This window comes from Streptomyces sp. NPDC024698, assembly GCF_055559015.1.
In genome coordinates, this window is sequence record NZ_JBVHLK010000002.1 from 184,643 (window position 1) to 202,075 (window position 17,433).

Annotated in this window: 17 protein-coding genes; 8 read left to right on the plus strand and 9 right to left on the minus strand. The window is 71.4% G+C overall.

What is annotated here, in order from left to right:
• Positions 1 to 78: 78 nt before the first annotated feature.
• Positions 79 to 1,005: an alpha/beta fold hydrolase gene (locus ACZ4AA_RS05265; RefSeq protein WP_467595636.1), complete on the plus strand. Its 927-nt coding sequence runs from the start codon at positions 79 to 81 to the stop codon at positions 1,003 to 1,005.
• Here ACZ4AA_RS05265 and ACZ4AA_RS05270 read toward each other — a convergent pair.
• Entirely contained in the window at positions 1,002 to 1,898 is an 897-nt protein-coding gene (locus ACZ4AA_RS05270; RefSeq protein WP_467595638.1) for an NYN domain-containing protein, read from the minus strand. The two genes, ACZ4AA_RS05265 and ACZ4AA_RS05270, sit on opposite strands and share 4 nt — an antisense overlap.
• 224 nt (positions 1,899 to 2,122) lie before the next feature.
• Between ACZ4AA_RS05270 and ACZ4AA_RS05275 the strand changes: the two genes are divergently transcribed.
• Positions 2,123 to 2,275 (plus strand): hypothetical protein, encoded by a 153-nt coding sequence (locus ACZ4AA_RS05275; RefSeq protein ID WP_107065725.1) that lies wholly within the window; start codon positions 2,123 to 2,125, stop codon positions 2,273 to 2,275.
• Between the two features lie 158 nt (positions 2,276 to 2,433).
• Here the strand turns inward: ACZ4AA_RS05275 and ACZ4AA_RS05280 are convergent, their stop codons facing one another.
• From ACZ4AA_RS05280 to ACZ4AA_RS05290, 3 genes are all read right to left on the minus strand, one after another.
• On the minus strand, positions 2,434 to 3,039 hold the full coding sequence (locus tag ACZ4AA_RS05280) for a MarC family protein (RefSeq protein ID WP_339131308.1): 606 nt from the start codon (positions 3,037 to 3,039) through the stop codon (positions 2,434 to 2,436).
• Positions 3,040 to 3,663: 624 nt separating this feature from the next.
• Positions 3,664 to 4,521: a PHP domain-containing protein gene (locus ACZ4AA_RS05285; RefSeq protein ID WP_467595645.1), complete on the minus strand. Its 858-nt coding sequence runs from the start codon at positions 4,519 to 4,521 to the stop codon at positions 3,664 to 3,666.
• Between the two features lie 297 nt (positions 4,522 to 4,818).
• Positions 4,819 to 5,460, minus strand: coding sequence for a DUF6758 family protein (locus tag ACZ4AA_RS05290; protein WP_467597046.1), 642 nt, complete (start codon positions 5,458 to 5,460; stop codon positions 4,819 to 4,821).
• Positions 5,461 to 5,623: 163 nt separating this feature from the next.
• Between ACZ4AA_RS05290 and ACZ4AA_RS05295 the strand changes: the two genes are divergently transcribed.
• The gene (locus ACZ4AA_RS05295; protein ID WP_467595650.1) at positions 5,624 to 6,877 is read left to right on the plus strand and encodes an MFS transporter; all 1,254 of its coding nucleotides are present in this window, start codon (positions 5,624 to 5,626) and stop codon (positions 6,875 to 6,877) included.
• A 58-nt stretch (positions 6,878 to 6,935) separates the two neighbouring features.
• Here ACZ4AA_RS05295 and ACZ4AA_RS05300 read toward each other — a convergent pair whose 3' ends face one another.
• A complete protein-coding gene (locus ACZ4AA_RS05300; protein WP_467595653.1) occupies positions 6,936 to 7,520 on the minus strand; it encodes a suppressor of fused domain protein in 585 nt (194 codons plus the stop codon).
• Positions 7,521 to 8,135: 615 nt separating this feature from the next.
• Between ACZ4AA_RS05300 and ACZ4AA_RS05305 the strand changes: the two genes are divergently transcribed.
• Both ACZ4AA_RS05305 and ACZ4AA_RS05310 read left to right on the plus strand, forming a co-directional pair.
• A complete protein-coding gene (locus tag ACZ4AA_RS05305; RefSeq protein WP_467595656.1) occupies positions 8,136 to 9,248 on the plus strand; it encodes a magnesium and cobalt transport protein CorA in 1,113 nt (370 codons plus the stop codon).
• A 24-nt stretch (positions 9,249 to 9,272) separates the two neighbouring features.
• Positions 9,273 to 9,818: a hypothetical protein gene (locus ACZ4AA_RS05310; RefSeq protein WP_467595659.1), complete on the plus strand. Its 546-nt coding sequence runs from the start codon at positions 9,273 to 9,275 to the stop codon at positions 9,816 to 9,818.
• A gap of 69 nt (positions 9,819 to 9,887) precedes the next feature.
• Here the strand turns inward: ACZ4AA_RS05310 and ACZ4AA_RS05315 are convergent, their stop codons facing one another.
• Positions 9,888 to 10,646, minus strand: a complete 759-nt coding sequence (locus ACZ4AA_RS05315; RefSeq protein WP_467595663.1) for a hypothetical protein — start codon at positions 10,644 to 10,646, stop codon at positions 9,888 to 9,890.
• 187 nt (positions 10,647 to 10,833) lie between these two features.
• On the opposite strand from ACZ4AA_RS05315, the gene ACZ4AA_RS05320 reads away from it, so the two are divergent.
• The 3 genes from ACZ4AA_RS05320 to ACZ4AA_RS05330 are packed head-to-tail and all read left to right on the plus strand — an operon-like array spanning position 10,834 to position 13,935.
• Positions 10,834 to 12,171, plus strand: a complete 1,338-nt coding sequence (locus tag ACZ4AA_RS05320) for a magnesium transporter MgtE N-terminal domain-containing protein (protein WP_467595666.1) — start codon at positions 10,834 to 10,836, stop codon at positions 12,169 to 12,171.
• Positions 12,161 to 12,757 carry a DUF1003 domain-containing protein gene (locus ACZ4AA_RS05325; protein ID WP_467595670.1) on the plus strand — a complete coding sequence of 199 codons (597 nt, stop codon included), beginning with the start codon at positions 12,161 to 12,163 and terminating at the stop codon, positions 12,755 to 12,757. Before ACZ4AA_RS05320 ends, ACZ4AA_RS05325 begins: the two co-directional genes overlap by 11 nt.
• A gap of 44 nt (positions 12,758 to 12,801) precedes the next feature.
• Positions 12,802 to 13,935 carry an Mrp/NBP35 family ATP-binding protein gene (locus tag ACZ4AA_RS05330; RefSeq protein ID WP_467595674.1) on the plus strand — a complete coding sequence of 378 codons (1,134 nt, stop codon included), beginning with the start codon at positions 12,802 to 12,804 and terminating at the stop codon, positions 13,933 to 13,935.
• 154 nt (positions 13,936 to 14,089) lie between these two features.
• Here the strand turns inward: ACZ4AA_RS05330 and ACZ4AA_RS05335 are convergent, their stop codons facing one another.
• The 3 genes from ACZ4AA_RS05335 to ACZ4AA_RS05345 all read right to left on the minus strand — a co-directional run bounded on the left by ACZ4AA_RS05335 (position 14,090) and on the right by ACZ4AA_RS05345 (position 17,307).
• Entirely contained in the window at positions 14,090 to 14,749 is a 660-nt protein-coding gene (locus tag ACZ4AA_RS05335; protein ID WP_467595677.1) for a hypothetical protein, read from the minus strand.
• Positions 14,750 to 15,090: 341 nt separating this feature from the next.
• Positions 15,091 to 15,534 carry a sec-independent translocase gene (locus tag ACZ4AA_RS05340; protein WP_467595680.1) on the minus strand — a complete coding sequence of 148 codons (444 nt, stop codon included), beginning with the start codon at positions 15,532 to 15,534 and terminating at the stop codon, positions 15,091 to 15,093.
• Between the two features lie 222 nt (positions 15,535 to 15,756).
• A complete protein-coding gene (locus ACZ4AA_RS05345; protein WP_467595685.1) occupies positions 15,757 to 17,307 on the minus strand; it encodes a S1C family serine protease in 1,551 nt (516 codons plus the stop codon).
• Between the last annotated feature and the right edge of the window lie 126 nt (positions 17,308 to 17,433).

Here is a 17,433-nt window from a genome sequence, read left to right on the forward strand (position 1 = left end):
CCGGACTCCACCGGTCGCCGGTCCGGAAGCGGCGTACCCGTCGCGCGGCGCTCGCCGTCGCCCGATAGCCTCCTGCGCATGAGCAGGCCCGCCACCTTCGTGCCCCCCGCCGGTGTCCGCGCGTACCGGTTGTCCACCACGCGCGGCGAGTTCGCCGTGCTCGACGCCGAGCCCGAGGGACGGTCCAAGGGGACCGTGCTGCTGCTTCCGGGGTTCACCGGGAGCAAGGAGGACTTCATCGCGCTGCACGTTCCGCTGGCCGCGGCGGGCTACCGGACGGTGGCCGTGGACGGGCGCGGGCAGTTCGAGACCGAGGGGCCGCGGGACGACGAAACGGCCTACGCGCAAAGCGAGTTGGCGCAGGACGTGCTCGCGCAGGCCGCCGCCGTCGGTGTTCCGGTGCACCTGGTGGGGCACTCGCTCGGCGGCCAGATCGCACGCGCCGCGGTACTGGCCGATCCCTCGCCGTTCGTCTCCCTGACGCTCATGGCCTCCGGCCCCGCGCAGATCTCCGAGTCGCAGCAGCAGCGCGTCAAGCTGCTGCGGGACGCGCTGGCCGTGATGAGCATGGCCGAGGTGTGGGAGGCGATCCAGGCGATGGAGCCGCCCGAGGAGACCGACACGGGCGGACTGGACGCGGGTCTCGACGACCTCGCCGACCTGCGCCGCCGCTGGCTCGGCAACAGCCCCGCCCAGCTCGTCGCCACCGGCCGCCAGCTCTGCGGCGAGCCCGACCGTGTCGCCGAACTGGCCGCCGTCCCCCTCCCGAAGCACGTCATATCCGGCCAGCACGACGACACCTGGCCGGTCACCCTGCTGGACACGATGGCCGTACGGCTGGACGCGCACCGCACGGTCGTCGAGGGAGCGGAACACTCCCCGAACGCCGACCGGCCCCTGGAGACCGCCCGCGCCCTGGCCGCGTTCTGGGACGGCACACGGCCGGCACCCGCCCCGCGGAACCTCGGGGCGAGCGCCCCCGCGCGGCCCCGGGACACGCCCTAGTACTGCGCCTGAAGGTGCTCCCAGAAGCCGTCGCGCAGTGCGCGGCGCAGGTCCGACTGGCCGCGCAGGGAGTACTGGAGCAACCCCTCGGCCTCGACCAGCAGATCCTGGTCGACAGAGCCCGGGAGGTACGGGTGTCCGGGAAGCAGTTCGGCCAGGGACTCCCGGCCGCGCGCCGCCAGCCACTTCGCGGCGATCTGGGCGCCCACGAAACGCACGTCCTCCCGGGTGGGCCGGACCGCCGCCGTCGGGTCGTACGACTGGGCGGTGCGCCTGGCCACGTACGGCTTGAAGAAGTCGAGGTCGAGCGTGCGCTGGCTGTCGACCTCCCAGAGCAGCGGCTCGGCCTGGTTGCCGCCCTCGGGTGCCTCGATCCCCCAGAGGTGGACCCGGGCGCCGTACCCCTGGGCCGCCTCGACGGCGGAGACGAGGTCCTCGTCGCCGCCGAGCAGTGCCGCGTCGCTGATGGCGCGGTGCCGGGCCAGGGACTCCAGGTCCGAGCGGATGAGTGAATCGACGCCCTTTTGCTGGTTGTTGGCGTTCAGGTTGCCCAACCGGACCTTCACGTCCGGGAGTTCGGCGATGGACTGCTGTTCCGCGGTGTGGATGCGGCGTCGTGCGCCGTCGTACCAGTAGACGCGCAGCAGCCGGCTGTCGGCGAAGATCGTGCGGGCCCGGTCGATGAGGGCCTCGATGAGCCCCTCGGTGTCCAGGTCGAACGAACGGCGGTCCTCCGTACCGGCGACGAGACGCCCCGCGGCCGCGTACAGATATCCGGCGTCCACGAAGATCGCGTGAGTGGAGGGGGTCTTCGCGACTTCGGCGAGCATGCGCTGAAGGAGCTCGTTCGTACGGTCTATGCGGGCGGCGAGAGCCGCGTGGTCGTCGTTCATCGTTTCCATTGTCCCGGCGGTCACGCTGCGAACACAACCGGCGCCGTTCAGTCTCCGCCACCCGGGCTACCCGTGGGTAATTAGGTTCTCGAAAAGTTTCCTTAGCGTAGGGAATGTTTGTAACACGCATCCCGTTGAATCCTTACGAGAGCGAGGGCACTGATGCCTCGCTCCTCACACGAGTAGTTCTCCTCAGGAGGATGACCAGACGAAGGGAGAAGCCCATGCGCTTCGAAATCTTGCGACTCGACGATGTCGACGGCACGCCCGTGGACAGCACTGTCGTGGACGCCGCCTCCGTCAACCGGATCGTTCAGCAGGCCGCCGCCATCGGGCAGCGACTGTGGATCCGCCCGGCCGACACCACCGCTTCGTAACAACGACGACCGTCCGCCCCGCGTATACGGAACGCGCCGAAGGCGCCTCACGGAACGAGACGCGCGGCGGACAGCAGACGCTTCACAGACTTCAGAGCCCCGTACGGCGAGGATGCCGTACGGGGCTCTGCGCGTGCGCCCGCAAGCCCGGGAGCGCGTCAGCTCCCCCGGATCACCTGGGTCACGCCGTTGATGATCTGCTGCACCGCGATGGCGGAGAGCATCATGCCCGCGAGCCGGGTCACCAGGACCACTCCGCCGTCCTTGATGACGCGGATGATCAGCAGCGAGTAGCGCATCACGACCCACAGGACGACATGGATCGCGATGATCGCGGTCCACACGGAGACCTGGGTGGCGACCGAGTCGGCCTTCTGCACCGCGAGGATCACGGACACGATCGCGCCGGGCCCGGCGAGCAGCGGCATCCCCAGGGGTACGAGGGCGACGTTGACGTCCTTGGTCTGCTTCGGCTCGTCCGTCTTGCCGGTGAGCAGGTCGAGGGCGATGAGCAGGAGCAGCAGTCCGCCCGCGATCATCAGCGCGGGCACGGAGACGTGCAGATAGTCGAGGATCTGGTGCCCGAGCAGCCCGAAGACGGTGATGACGCCACCGGCGACGCAGACCGCCTGGACGGCCATGCGCCGCTGCACCCGGGCGGGGCGGCCGGCGGTGAGCGCCAGGAAGATCGGGGTGATCCCGGGGGGATCCATGATGACGAAGAGGGTGAGGAACAGGGAGCCGAAGACGGCGACGTCGAACATGGTGAGGAAGAGCCTTGCGAGGTGGGTGGGAGTGGGTGGGCGGGTCTTCCGTCCACCGCTTCGGGCAGTCGTCCCGCGGGCGGGACGGGGCGGCACGGCCGGCGGTGCCGGATGCAGGGGAATGGGCCGGAGAACACGGTTCCGGCCCGGCGAGCGGGGACCCGCACCGTGGTCACGCGCCGCGAACGGGCGCGGGTCCGTCGCACGGCCGCACGGGACGGCACGGGTCCGTCGCGGACCCCGCCGGTGCGGCGCGGAACGCGAGGCCCGAACCGACGACACCGCGCGACACCGCGCGTCCGGGACGACCGGCGCCTCCCGCCGGGCCGGGCCGCGAGCACCGGGCCGTAATAGGCACCGGGCCTGACGGCTGACGGCTGACGGCTGACGGCTGACGGCTGACGGCTGACGGCTGACGGCTGACGGCTGACGGCTGACGGCTGACGGCTGACGGCTGACGGGAGTGTCCTCACGGCGCCGGTCGGAGGGTCCGTACGGGCCTCACGACATCGGCGTGGTCCGTACGGGCCTCACGCACCGGGCCCGTGGCACCTGGCCGCGGGCGACGACGCGGCCTCGGTCACGGGCCCGGCCGGAACCGTGCGGTGCGCGGCGTCCGGGGATTCAGGCTCCGCCCGCGCCCGGCACCGGGAACGCCCCGGTGGCGCGGCGGGTGATCTCCCCGTAGACCTCGGGGTCGGTCGTGAAGTCACCGAGCGAACAGGTCTTGCGGCTGCCGTGGTAGTCGGACGAGCCGGTGACCAGCAGCCCCAGTTCGGAGGCCAGACCGCGCAGTCGTGCCCGGGTGGCCGGTTCGTGGTCCATGTGGTCGACCTCGATGCCGTCGAGGCCTGCGGACGCCAGTTCCGCGATCACCGACTCCGGCACGGTGCGGCCCCTCTTTGCGGCGGCGGGGTGGGCGAAGACGGTGACGCCCCCGGCCCCCTTGACCAGCCGGATCGCCTCGAAGGGATCGGTCTCGTGCTTGGGGACGTAGGCGCGGCCCCCGTCGGAGAGCCACTGCTCGGTGAAGGCGTCCGAGACACTGCCGACGACGCCGAGCTCGACCAGCGCGGAGGCGACATGCGGGCGCCCGACCGAGCCGTCGCCCGCGATGCGCGCCACCTGCTCCCAGGTGACCGGCACACCGAGGCCCTGGAGCCGGGCGATCATGCCCTTGGCCCGCGGCACCCGGTCGTCCCGCACCAGCTCACGCTCGGCGAGCAGGGCGGGATCCTCGGGGTCGAAGAGGTAGGCCAGCATGTGCATGCTGATGCCGTCGATCCGGCAGGAGAGTTCGGCACCCGTGACGAGGGTGAGTCCCTCGGGGAGGGCGGCGATCGCCTCGGCGTGCCCGCGCGTGGAGTCGTGGTCGGTCAGCGCGACGACGTCCAGACCGGCCGCGGCCGCGTTGCGCACCAGCTCGGCCGGCGTGTCCGTACCGTCGGACGCGGTGGAGTGGGCGTGCAGGTCGATACGCACTACGCGGACTCCAGGCGGGACGGAACGGGCGGGGACGCTCAAGGATAGCGGGAATCCACCCCCCGATGTCACACCCGCACCAGGGGAGCACCCCCTACACATCGGGCGACGGAACCAGTCACGCCCCGACCGAGGTCACGCCCCGCTCCAGCGATCCGGCGCACCCGCCATCGCCCCGACGGAACAGCTCCACCCCATTGGAACGCACTCGATCCCGTCCCAGGCACGCGCCCCCACCGGCGGCACAGGGTCACCGCACACCCCACCCCCACCCCGAGATGCGGACGCCTCGCGCCCCTACGGCTCCAGAATGCGCGGAGACAGGGCGCCGCACGGCAGCAGGTCGACCTCGGCGCCCGCGTCGCGCAGATCCGTCAGGACCAGCTCGTCGTACATCAGCAGTCCGGTCTGTTCGGGCCAGACGACGGCCCACAGCCACAGCCCCCGCGCCTCGCCCGCGAACACGGCGCGGTCGTCCGGGACGCCGGAGACATGCCAGAGCGGAGTGGGCCGGCCCGCCGCGAGGACCTTGGCCTGAGGCGGTTTCTCGACGTTCATGTACGGGCCGGGGTCGGGTCCGTCCATGCCCGCGTACCGCGCGCCGAGGCCGACGCCCAGTTCCTCGGCGACGAGGATCAGTTCGCCCATGCCGCCGAGCGGCCCGGGCCCCGAGCAGGCGATGACGGTGGCCCTGCCCCCACTGCGGTCGTCCCCCGCGAACGCCGCCCCGGTGAACAGCCAGCCGACCGGCAGCGGCCACGGCATCCACACCGGCACCCGGGCACGGTGCACGACCACGCCGAGGGCCTCGACGCTGGGCGGGATCACGGGCTGAAGCGGATGCACCGTGCCGTGTACATCGCACTGCCAGGTATCGGCAAAGAGGCCGGGAGCCCTGACCCGGCCACCACACTTCGGGCAACTGGGTTCGCCCCTCATAGGGCTCAACGGTCCTCCCCGTCCTTGCCCGCGTCAAGGACGATCACCCGTCCGGCGCGGGCCGGCCACGCCAAAAACTACGTGCATCTTGCATTTATTAGCTCCCCTAACTTATTGTGTGTATAAGACAACGATCCAGTCGGCGCACAGTGAGGGAGCGGGCATGATCAACAGCACGGAAGGCCCCGCGAAGGGCGACACGTTCGACGCCGGCGCGGGTGGCATCCTGCGTCAGCCGAGGGCCGTCTGGGCGACCGCCGGGGCGTCCGTCGTCGCGTTCATGGGCATCGGCCTCGTCGACCCGATCCTGCCGTCCATCGCCCGGGGCCTCGACGCCACGCCCGGCCAGGTGTCCCTGCTCTTCACCTCGTACTTCCTGATCACCGCCGTCGCGATGCTGCTGACCGGCTTCGTCTCCAGCCGGATCGGCGGCAAGAAGACCCTCCTGCTCGGCCTCGCCCTCGTCGTGGTCTTCGCGGGCCTCGCCGGCACCTCGGGATCGGTCGGCGAGCTCGTCGGCTTCCGGGCAGGCTGGGGACTGGGCAACGCCCTGTTCGTCTCCACCGCCCTCGCCGTGATCGTCGGGGCGGCGGCCGGCGGCAGCGCGGCGGCGATCCTGCTCTACGAGTCCGCGCTCGGCCTCGGCATGGCCTGCGGACCGCTGCTGGGGGCCCTGCTCGGCAACGCCAGCTGGCGCTACCCGTTCTTCGGCACCGCATTCCTGATGGCGGTCGGCTTCCTGTGCATCACGGCGTTCCTGAAGGAGCAGCCCAGGCCCGCGCGCAAGACCTCGCTGCTCGACCCGCTGCGCGCCCTCGGCCACGGAGGCCTCGCCTCCGCCGCGGCCTCCGCGTTCTTCTACAACTACACGTTCTTCACCGTGCTGGCCTTCACCCCGTTCGTGCTGAACATGACGCCGTACCGGTCCGGCGCGGTGTTCTTCTGCTGGGGCCTGCTGCTCGCCGTGTTCTCGGTGATCGTGGCCCCGCGCATGCAGGCACGGTTCGGCTCGCTGAAGGTGCTCGGCGGCTCCCTGGTGCTGCTCGCCGCCGACGTACTCGTCCTCGGATACGGCGACCACACCACGGCCGTCGTCTGCACGGTCCTGTCCGGCGCCTTCATCGGCGTGAACAACACCGTCTACACCGAGCTGGCCCTCGGGGTGTCGGACGCCCCGCGCCCGGTGGCGAGCGCCGGCTACAACTTCGTCCGCTGGTTCGCCGCCGCCGCGGCCCCGTACTTCGCTCCGAAGATCGAGGGCTGGAGCGACCGGCGCGTCCCGTTCGTGGTCGCCGCGATCACCGCGCTGCTGGGAGCGGTGGTGGTCTACGTACGGCGCGACGCGCTCACCAGGAAGGCCGAGGAGCTGGAGCCCGTCCACGCCACCGAGGACAGCGTGACCGTCTTCGCCAACTGAGGCATCGGGAAACGAACTTGACTCCCCGTCACACAAGGGGGCGGGCTCGGCCGGACGGTCAGTCCAGGGGGACGGACCTGCGCAGCGGATCGCGCAGGTCCGTCCCGCCGTTCAGCCAGCGTTCCTGGAGGGCGCCCGCGCCGTGGACCCGCTTCCAGGCGGCCTCGTTGGGCGTCATGGGGAGCAGCGGCAGAAAACGCACGGGATCGGCGGGGGCGTCCAGCTCCAGGTCCTCCACCAGACCGCCGGACTCGGCGACCAGGACGGAGGTGAACGGCGCGCCGGGCCACAGCGGTTCGCCCACGTCGAGCGAGGCACCGGAGGCCACCACCAGACCCTCGACCTGGGGGGAGGCGGCGAGCACGGCGAGCGGGCGGAGCACCTTGTCGGTGTCGGTCCCGGCCGGGCGGACCGACAGCACCAGCTCGGCGCGCGGGCCCTTCACCGGATCGGCGAGCACGGCGGTGGGATCGGCCATCGGCTGGGCCGACATGCCGAGGGTGGCGTAGCGGACGATGTCGCCCTCGGTGAAGCGCAGCACCTCGATGCGGTCGGTGCCGAGGAAGGTGACCGCGGCCCGCGCGTCGGGTTCGCCCAGCGCGGAGCGCAAACGGGCCTCGACCAGAGGAAGAACATCAGCCATGAAGCGAGCATAGGCCGCGTCAATTGCGCCACCACGCACCGGACCCCGGTCAACATCGCGCAAAGCGGAGCCTTGACGTATCGGTGCGCTGATAGTCTTGGCCGCTGGTCGGAGCAGTGCATGGCTGAGCGCCCACAGGCCCTCATCGGCACTGCGGGAGTTGCTCCCTGACTCCGACGCACTGAGACTGATCTGACTCCCCTTCGGAGGGAGACAGACTCCCCTTCGGGGGATGGACCGTCCCTCACGGGGGACCGACCGGAGGAGGTGGGGCTGCAATGGATCGAAGTCGATCGTGCAGTACCACCCGCTCTTCCTGTCGCTGAGTTCGTAGCTGATTCCGCGGGGTCCTCGGCCCTGCCGGCTGCCGCCTCCCGCAATCGTGTGCGCACGTGTCAGCGTTGCCCGGCGCACCACGGAAGAGCGCTTCGTTTCCGCCTGATCTGTCCGATCTGAACCCCTGATCTGTCTGATCTGAATCAACAGCGAAGCTGCCAAGACGACGGTGCGGTGCTCCCCGCTTTGTGGACGTGCCAAACATCCGCAGTCAGGACGTCCCCATTCCGGGTAGTTCCAACCGTCGCAGGCCGCCTCCGTTGCGAGAAGGAGCCTGCCATGTCGATGATCCGTGACCTGCGAGCCGCGGTCCGCCCCCGCCCGTCCCTGCGCAAGGACAGCGGCTCGTACGACACCACGCGCGACCCCGGCACCCCCTCGGCCGTGGTCGACTGCGCCGTCTACCGCGACGGTGCCCGCGTCGCGAGCCGCGCGCCGCTCACGCCGCAGGAGGCCATGCGCCAGGTGCGGCGCGACGGCGGGTTCGTGTGGATCGGCCTGCACGAGCCCACCGAGGACGAATTCGCCGGTATCGCCCGCGAGTTCGGGCTGCACCCGCTGGCCGTGGAGGACGCCGTCCAGGCCCACCAGCGGCCCAAGCTGGAGCGCTACGACGACTCCCTGTTCACCGTCTTCAAGACCATCCACTACGTCGAGCACGACCGGCTCACGGCGACCAGCGAGATCGTCGAGACCGGCGAGGTCATGTGCTTCACCGGCGGGGACTTCTTCATCACCGTCCGGCACGGCGGGCAGGGCTCGCTGCGCGGGCTGCGGCACCGCCTCCAGGACGACCCCGAGCTGCTCGCCAAGGGCCCCTCGGCGGTGCTGCACGCGATCGCCGACCATGTGGTCGACGGCTACATCGCGGTCGTGGACGCCGTGCAGGACGACATCGACGAGGTCGAGACCGAGGTGTTCTCGCCGGGCCGCAAGGGCACCCCGCGCGGCACGGACGCCGGACAGATCTACCAGCTCAAGCGCGAGGTGCTGGAGTTCAAGCGGGCGGTGTCGCCGCTGCTGCGCCCCATGCAGCTGCTGAGCGAGCGCCCGATGCGGCTGATCGACCCCGACATCCAGAAGTACTTCCGCGATGTCGCCGACCACCTCGCCCGGGTGCAGGAGCAGGTCCTCGGCTTCGACGAACTGCTCAACTCGATCCTCCAGGCGAACCTCGCGCAGGCCTCCGTGGCGCAGAACGAGGACATGCGCAAGATCACCTCCTGGGCCGCGATCGTCGCCGTACCGACGATGGTCTGCGGTGTGTACGGCATGAACTTCAAGTACATGCCGGAACTGCACGCGCGCTACGGCTACCCGGTGGTCATGGGCATCACGGTCGGCCTGTGTCTGTCCATCCACCGCATCCTGAAGCGCAACGGCTGGCTGTAGGGCGGGCTGGATAGTCTGGGCCCCATGACGCAAGAGCTGCTCGACCAGGCCCTCGTCGAGGAGGCCACCAAGAAGTCCGGACTGATCTGGGTGCGGGGCGCCGGAGTGCCCGCGCAGGCCGGTCCGGGCGCCGAGGCGCCCACCCGCGCGCTGTGGCACGTGTGGCACGACGGCGCGGCCTGCCTGGTCGGCGACGGACCGGGCGAGCAGCCGCTGCCGGGTCTTGTGGACGGGGGCGACGCGGTCGTCACCGTACGCAGCAAGGACAAGGGCGGACGGCTCGTCACCTGGTCCGCGAAGGTCGTGGAGCTCTCGGCGGGCACCCCCGAGTGGGAGACGGCCGTCGGCGAGCTCAAGGGCAAGCGGCTGAACGCCCCCGACGGCGAGGCGATGCCCGGGCGCTGGGCCCGTGAGTGCCGGGTGGTGCGCCTGGTGCCGACCGGCGCGACGGCCGGGCTGCCCGACGGCTCGCTCGCCGAACGGCCGCTGCCGACCCCGGCGACGACCCGCAGGCCTGCGCCGGCGGCGCTGCCCCGCCTGCTGCTGAAGCGGCGCGGGAAGCGGGGCTAGGCGCGGGAAGCGGGGCCGGGGCCTGTCTCCGACGAGTCCCTCCCGGCCGCGGCCCGCGGCCCGCCAGGGCTACGACGAGGGGAGCTGCTGCCCGTAGTCGACCGTGTCCTTCGCCGACGGCTCCGCCAGCTTGAAGTCCTTGCCCCAGTCGGTCATGCGGAGGCTGCCGGCGTTGCCCGCGCGCCCGAGCAGGACCGGGTACGGGGTGCCTTCGAGGGAGACGTCCAGGGTGCCGCCGGAGCCCTTGTCGCCGGTGATGCGGATCGTGCGGACACCGGACGATTCGTGGTGGCCGTCCTTGGCGAGGGTGCCGTGCAGCCCGAGCAGCCCTTCGAGCAGGACGTCCTTGTCGGTGAAGCCGCTGAAGCGCTTGTACGCGGGGTCGCCGGTCGGCACCTTCACGTACATGCCCTCCAGCTTGTCCGCCGCCGCGGTGTCCGACGCCTTGCCGCCGCTCTTGCCGTCCTCGTGGGCCCAGAACCCGGCGTCGGCCTTGAGGAAGAGGTGCCGGCCGACCCGCAGCAGATGGAAACCGGCCCCCTTCGAGGTGACCGAGCCGGTGCCGCCGTCCGGCTTGAGGCGCATGTCGAGGGTGTACGTGGTGCCGCCCGAGACGACGGTCCCGGAGAGCCGCACGGCCGGCGCCTTCTCGGCCGCCGTCCTCGCCCTCGCCTGGATGGCGGCGGCGGAGAGCTTGCCGACCCCGTTCGTGCCCGCGTCCGGGTCCCCGCTGCCGCAGCCCGTCAGTGCCGTCCCCGCGACGGCCAGCGCGCACGTCGCGGCCACCGTCACGGCTCTGCGGGTACGGCCCTGGGGAAGTGCGGTCACAGGTGGGGCTGCCTCTCGTGCGCGGTCCTCAAACGGCGTACGGCAGCGTACCGGTGCGGCACCCGCCCGGCGGAGGCAGTCCGTCCGGACCGCCCACCAGGGCGGAGCCGACCGGGACGGGCTAGCCTGAAGCCCACCCGAGCGGACAGACCGGCACAGAACATATCGAAGCGAAGGAGGCGCGGGCATGGCCGCAGCCGCCCCCCGGATCTTCGTCTCGCACCTGTCCGGCGTCGCCGTCTTCGACCCGAACGGCGACCAGGTGGGGCGTGTGCGGGACCTCGTCGCCATGCTGCGCGTGGGACGGCGCCCGCCGCGCATGCTGGGCCTGGTCGTCGAACTGTCCACGCGCCGCCGGATCTTCCTGCCCATGACCCGGGTGACCGGCATCGAGTCCGGCCAGGTCATCACGACCGGCGTCCTGAACGTGCGCCGCTTCGAGCAGCGGCCCACCGAACGGCTCGTCTTCGGCGAGCTCCTGGACCGGGTCGTGACCCTCGTCGAGACGGGCGAGGAGGTGACGGTCCTCGACGTGTCGATCCAGCAGTTGCCGGCCCGCAGGGAGTGGGAGATCGGCCGGGTCTTCGTGCGCAAGGGGCGGGCGGGCGGCGCGTTCCGGCGTGCCAAGGGCGAGACGACGACGGTCGACTGGTCCCTGGTCACCGGCTTCTCGCTCGAGGAACACGGACAGGGCGCGGAGAGCCTGCTCGCCACCTTCGAGCAGCTGCGGCCCGCCGACCTCGCCAACGTGCTGCACCATCTGTCGCCGAAGCGGCGCGGCGAGGTGGCCGCCGCCCTCGACGACGACCGTCTCGCCGATGTGCTGGAGGAACTGCCCGAGGACGACCAGATCGAGATCCTCGGCAAGCTCAAGGAGGAGCGCGCGGCGGACGTCCTGGAGGCGATGGACCCCGACGACGCGGCCGACCTGCTGGCCGAGCTGCCCACCGAGGACGTGGAGCGGCTGCTGACGCTGATGCGGCCCGGCGAGGCGGCGGACGTCCGGCGGCTGATGGCGTACGCCGAGCGGACGGCGGGCGGGCTGATGACCACCGAGCCCATCGTGCTGCGGCCCGACGCGACCATCGCCGACGCGCTGGCCCGGGTCCGCAACCCCGACCTCTCCCCGGCGCTCGCCGCCCAGGTGTACGTGTGCCGCCCGCCGGACGAGACGCCGACGGGCAAGTACCTGGGGGCGGTGCACTTCCAGCGGCTGCTGCGCGATCCGCCTCCCACCCTGGTCGGCTCGCTCGTCGACGACGACCTCCAGCCGCTGGCCCCGGAGGACGAGCTGCCGGTGGTCGCCGGGTTCTTCGCGACGTACGACATGGTCGCGGCGCCCGTCGTCGACGAGAGCGGCTCGCTGCTCGGCGCGGTGACCGTGGACGACGTACTGGACCACATGCTGCCCGAGGACTGGCGGGAGACGGAGTTCCACCTCGACGAGGGCGTGCACGAGAGCATGCACGCGGATACCCACGGGGAACACGTCGAGGAACACCCCGAGGGACGCCATGGCGCCTGACCGTGAGGCCCGTGAGCGGGCCGCCACGGGGGCGACGGCGGCCTCCCGTCCGCGCACCCGGCTCGACCAGCCGAAGCCGCCGCGCCACAGACTGCTGCCCGAGTGGGATCCGGAGGCCTTCGGGCGGCTCTCGGAGCGCATCGCCCGTTTCCTCGGCACCGGACGGTTCATCGTCTGGATGACGGTCGTCATCATCGTGTGGGTGCTGTGGAACATCTTCGCCCCGCACGACCTGCGCTTCGACAACTACCCGTTCATCTTCCTGACCCTGATGCTGTCGCTCCAGGCCTCCTACGCCGCCCCGCTGATCCTGCTCGCGCAGAACCGGCAGGACGACCGGGACCGGGTCAACCTCGAACAGGACCGCAAGCAGAACGAACGCTCCATCGCCGACACCGAGTACCTCACCCGTGAGATCGCCGCGCTGCGGATGGGCCTCGGCGAGGTCGCCACCCGGGACTGGATCCGCAACGAGCTCCAGGACCTGGTCAAGGAGCTGGAGGACCATCACCCGGACGGCCACGGGGACGGACGGGTCGTATTCCCGGCGGAACGGTCGAAGGGACGTGACGTAGACGACCGGTGACGGGGCTTTCCGGGGCACATGGGGAGCGCCGTACCATCGTCCCTATGGCTACGGAAGACGCGGTGCGTGAAGCACTGGCGACGGTGAACGACCCCGAGATCAACCGACCCATCACCGAGCTGGGGATGGTCAAATCGGTGGAGATCGGTGCGGATGGCGTGGTCGCGGTCGCCGTGTACCTGACGGTCTCCGGCTGCCCGATGCGCGACACGATCACCCAGCGGGTCACGGAGGCGGTCGGGCGGGTCGAGGGTGTCACCGCCGTCGAGGTCGAACTCGACGTGATGAGCGACGAACAGCGCCGTGAGCTGGCGACCGCGCTGAAGGGGGGCACCGCGGAGCGCGAGGTCCCGTTCGCCAAGCCCGGCTCGCTGACCCGGGTGTACGCGGTCGCCTCCGGCAAGGGCGGCGTCGGCAAGTCCTCCGTCACCGTGAACCTGGCCGCCGCGATGGCCGCCGACGGCCTCAAGGTCGGTGTCGTGGACGCCGACATCTACGGCCACTCGGTGCCGCGCATGCTCGGCGCGGACGGCAAGCCGACCCAGGTCGAGAACATGATCATGCCGCCGTCCGCGCACGGCGTGAAGGTCATCTCCATCGGCATGTTCACCCCGGGCAACGCGCCGGTCGTCTGGCGCGGCCCGATGCTCCACCGCGCCCTCCAGCAGTTTCTGGCGGACGTGTACTGGGGCGACCTGGACGTCCTGCTCCTGGACCTGCCGCCGGGCACGGGCGACATCGCGATCTCCGTCGCCCAGCTCGTCCCGAACGCCGAGATCCTGGTCGTCACGACCCCGCAGCAGGCGGCGGCCGAGGTGGCGGAGCGGGCCGGCTCCATCGCCGTGCAGACCCACCAGAAGATCGTGGGCGTCGTCGAGAACATGTCGGGGCTGCCCTGCCCGCACTGCGACGAGATGGTCGACGTCTTCGGCACCGGTGGCGGCCAGTCGGTGGCCGACGGCCTGACCCGCACGACCGGCGCGACCGTCCCGGTCCTCGGCTCCATCCCGATCGACGTCCGCCTGCGCGAGGGCGGCGACGAGGGCAAGCCGGTCGTCCTGACCGACCCCGACTCCCCCGCCGGTTCGGCGCTGCGCGCCATCGCGGGCAAGCTGGGCGGCCGTCAGCGCGGTCTGTCGGGCATGTCGCTGGGGATCACCCCGCGCAACAAGTTCTAGGTCGGAGCCGGGCCGGGTCCGACCCGACGAAGACGAGGAAGGGGGCGCCGTCCGTGCGGACGGCGCCCCCTTCCTCGTAGCGGCTGTCAGGGGCTCGCGGTGGCGCCCCGGGTCCCGTCGGCGGTCCCGGGGCCTCCCATCGGCCGCCAGGGCCCTACACGGCGTATGCCGCGATGTCCTTGACCACGGCGAAGCCGAGCCCGTACGCGCTCATCCCGCGTCCGTACGCCCCCAGGTGGACGCCCTCCTGGGTGGAACCCGCCAGGACCCAGCCGAACTCGGACTCGCGGTAGTGGAACAGCGTGGGGACGCCGTCCACCGGCAGGGACAGGGTGGACCAGTCCTCGCCGTCGAGGTCGTCGGCCAGCACCCACGCGGTCTCGGTCTGCTGGTCCAGCCAGTCGTCGCGCAGGGTGTGGTCCATCTGGCCGGGCCAGGTGAAGGACAGCAGCCCCACACCGGCCAGCCACGCCGCCGAGGACACCGAGGTGGCCTCCAGCAGTCCCGTGCCGTCCGCGCTGCGCCGTACGGGGCTGGCGGCGACGGTGACCACCACCGCGAACCGTTCCTTGTCCTCGCCCGGCTCGGGGCGCACCGAGGGCTCGTCCCCGTGTCCGACGGAACCGTGCTCGACCATTCCGTCCGCGGAGGTGCCCACCTGCATCAGCCAGCGCGGTCCCGTGAAGGCCTCGTCGAGGCCGTACCAGGGGAAGGGCGCCAGCAGGTAGCCGTCGACCGTACGCCGGGCGGAAGGGAGCTGCTGCCCGCCCTCCGCGGCCGGCGCCTGCGCGCCTACCCGACTTGTCGTCTCCATCTGCCGGACGCCTCCTCGCTCTCGTCGGACCGGAGGGCCCGCCCCCCTCGGGCGTCCTTGCCGGTCCGCACAACAACTGGGCAGCATAGCCACCCCGCTCCGAGCAGCGGTGAAAGCGACCGGCGCGTAAGGCGCACGAACGGCGTATTCGGACCGCGCGGGGCCCGATCGGGGCCGGTCGACGGGCCCGGTCGCGAAGGACCGCGCCCCGGTACGCCGTTCGGATCAGATGACGGTGTACGGACCGGAGCACGGTCTACGGATCAGGCGTGCCGACGTCGTACACATCACAGGTGCCCCGACGTCGTGCTGCGCATCAGGTGGCGTCGGCGCCGCAGGGATCAGGTGGCGTCGGCGTCGTAGGGCGGGTGCTCGTCGGCGTCGAGCTTCTCGCGCTTCTTCGTCATGTCGACGGAGCCGCCCGTCGTGCCCGTGGCGGACCCGGCGGAGGAGGACTCGGCCTCACGGCTGTGCACCGCGTCCGTGACCTCGGCCATCTCCTTCTTCAGGTCGAAGCCGTTGCGGATCTCCTTGAGCCCCAGCTCGTCGTTGTCCAGCTGCTTGCGTATGAACGTCTTGGGGTTGAGATCCTCGAACTCGAAGTCCTTGAACTCCGGACCGAGTTCGTCACGGATGTCCGCCTTCGCGCTGTCCGAGAACTCGCGGATCTTGCGGATCGTGCGGGACACGTCCTGGATCAGCTTCGGGAGCTTGTCGGGACCGAACACGAGCACGGCAAGGACGACGAGCGTCACCAGCTCAAGCGGTCCTACGTCATTGAACACCTGGTAGCTCCTCGCGATGCTCTCGGTCCTCGGCCCTCGGGAAGTCTTCCGTGGTCCGGGCCGAGTCCAACGGTACCCGGCGTACCTGTCCGTCCGGAACTGTCCAGGGGCTTCCGGCTTCGTGTGCACCGAGGGTTTTCCATGATGTTTGCCGTCCGGAGCTGCGACGTCGTGCTCGACTGTGAGGTTCGTGTCACTCGCGGGCCCCGGTGCCCGCGGCTCTCAGTCGCCGTCCGCCGAACCGAGGACCAGGGTGATCGTCCGGTCCGCGCGACCCCGCCGCACGGTCAGCCTGAGGCGGTCGCCGGGCCGGTGGGCGCGGGTCCTGACGATGAGTTCCTCGCCGGAGTGGACCCGTGTGCCGTCGACCCCGGTGATCACGTCGCCGGGCCTGATGCCCGCCTTCGCGCCGGGCCCCCCGGCCGCGACGGCGGGACCGCCGCCGGCGGCCTTGGCACCGACCCGGGCTCCGTCGCCCGCGTAGTTCATGTCGAGCGTGACACCGATCACGGGGTGGGTGGCCCGGCCCGTGTTGATGAGCTCCTCGGCGACGCGCTTGGCCTGGTTGACCGGGATGGCGAAGCCGAGCCCGATGGAACCGGCCTGGCCGGTCTCCAGGTCGGAGCCGCTGTCGGCGGACCGGATGGCGCTGTTGATGCCGATGACACGGGCCCGGGAGTCGAGCAGGGGCCCGCCCGAGTTGCCGGGGTTGATCGGCGCGTCCGTCTGGAGGGCGTCCACGTACGAGACGTCGGAGCCGTCGCCGTTCTCGCCGCCCGCCGTGATGGGCCGCTCCTTGGCGCTGATGATCCCGGAGGTGACCGTGTTGGCCAGGTCGAAGGGCGCGCCGATGGCGACGACGGGGTCGCCGACCTGGACGCTGTCGGAGTTGCCGAGCGGCATCGGGGCCAGGCCGTGGACTCCCGAGACCTTGACGACGGCGAGGTCGTAGCCGCTGTCGTGTCCGACGACCCGGGCCTTCGCGGTCTGACCGCCGCTGAACGTCACGGTGATCGTGCCGCTGCCGCCGGCGGGCTGGATCACATGGTTGTTGGTGAGGATGTGTCCCTCGCCGTCGAGCACGAACCCGGTGCCGGTGCCGTCCTCCTCGCTGCCGTGCACATGCAGCGTGACCACGCTGGGCAGGGCCTGCGCGGCGATCCCGGCGACGCTGTCCGGGGCGCGCCCCGGGGCCTCCTTGGCGGCCTGCGGCAGCTCGATGTCCGTCAGCCCCCCGTTCCGTTCCAGATACGACCCCACGGCGCCGCCCACGCCCCCGGACACCAGCGCGAGCGCGACGGCACCGAGCACCAGGGTCCTGCGCGCCCTGCCGCGCCGCTGCGCCGCGGTGGGCACGGCGGCGCCGTTCTGCTGGAAGGGTCCGCTCCGAAGGAGCCGGTCGTCCTGCCGCGCGGATCCGGGCGTGGCCCAGGGGTCGTAGTTCCGCCAGGGATCGGGGACCTCGTCCTCGACGGGCTCGGCGGACTCGGCCGGGTGGGCCGGCCCGGCGGACGCGGTCGGGACGGAAGCGTCGGCGTCGGCTTCGGCTTCGGCTTCGGCCAGGAGCTCGGATATGGGGGATATCGGCTCCGGGGACCCGGAGGACTCCGGTTCCGGTCCCTGTTCCGGTGAGCGGGGCGGGGGCAGGGCGGCGAGGTGCGGGGAATCCGGCGTGGAGTCCGGTTCCGTCGGATGCGCCGGTACGTCCGCGCCCGTGCCCGCGGGCCGGGGTCGACTCCACCACTTCGCCTTCGTGGGCCTGCCCTCGTTCATGCTCTCCCCACACCTGGCCCGCGGCACAGCTCGCCGACGGCCACCACAGACTGGTCGACTCCGCGTCCGTGAACCCTCCCGCGGACGCGGCCCACCCCGGATTCAACCAGGTTCGCGGGCCGCGGC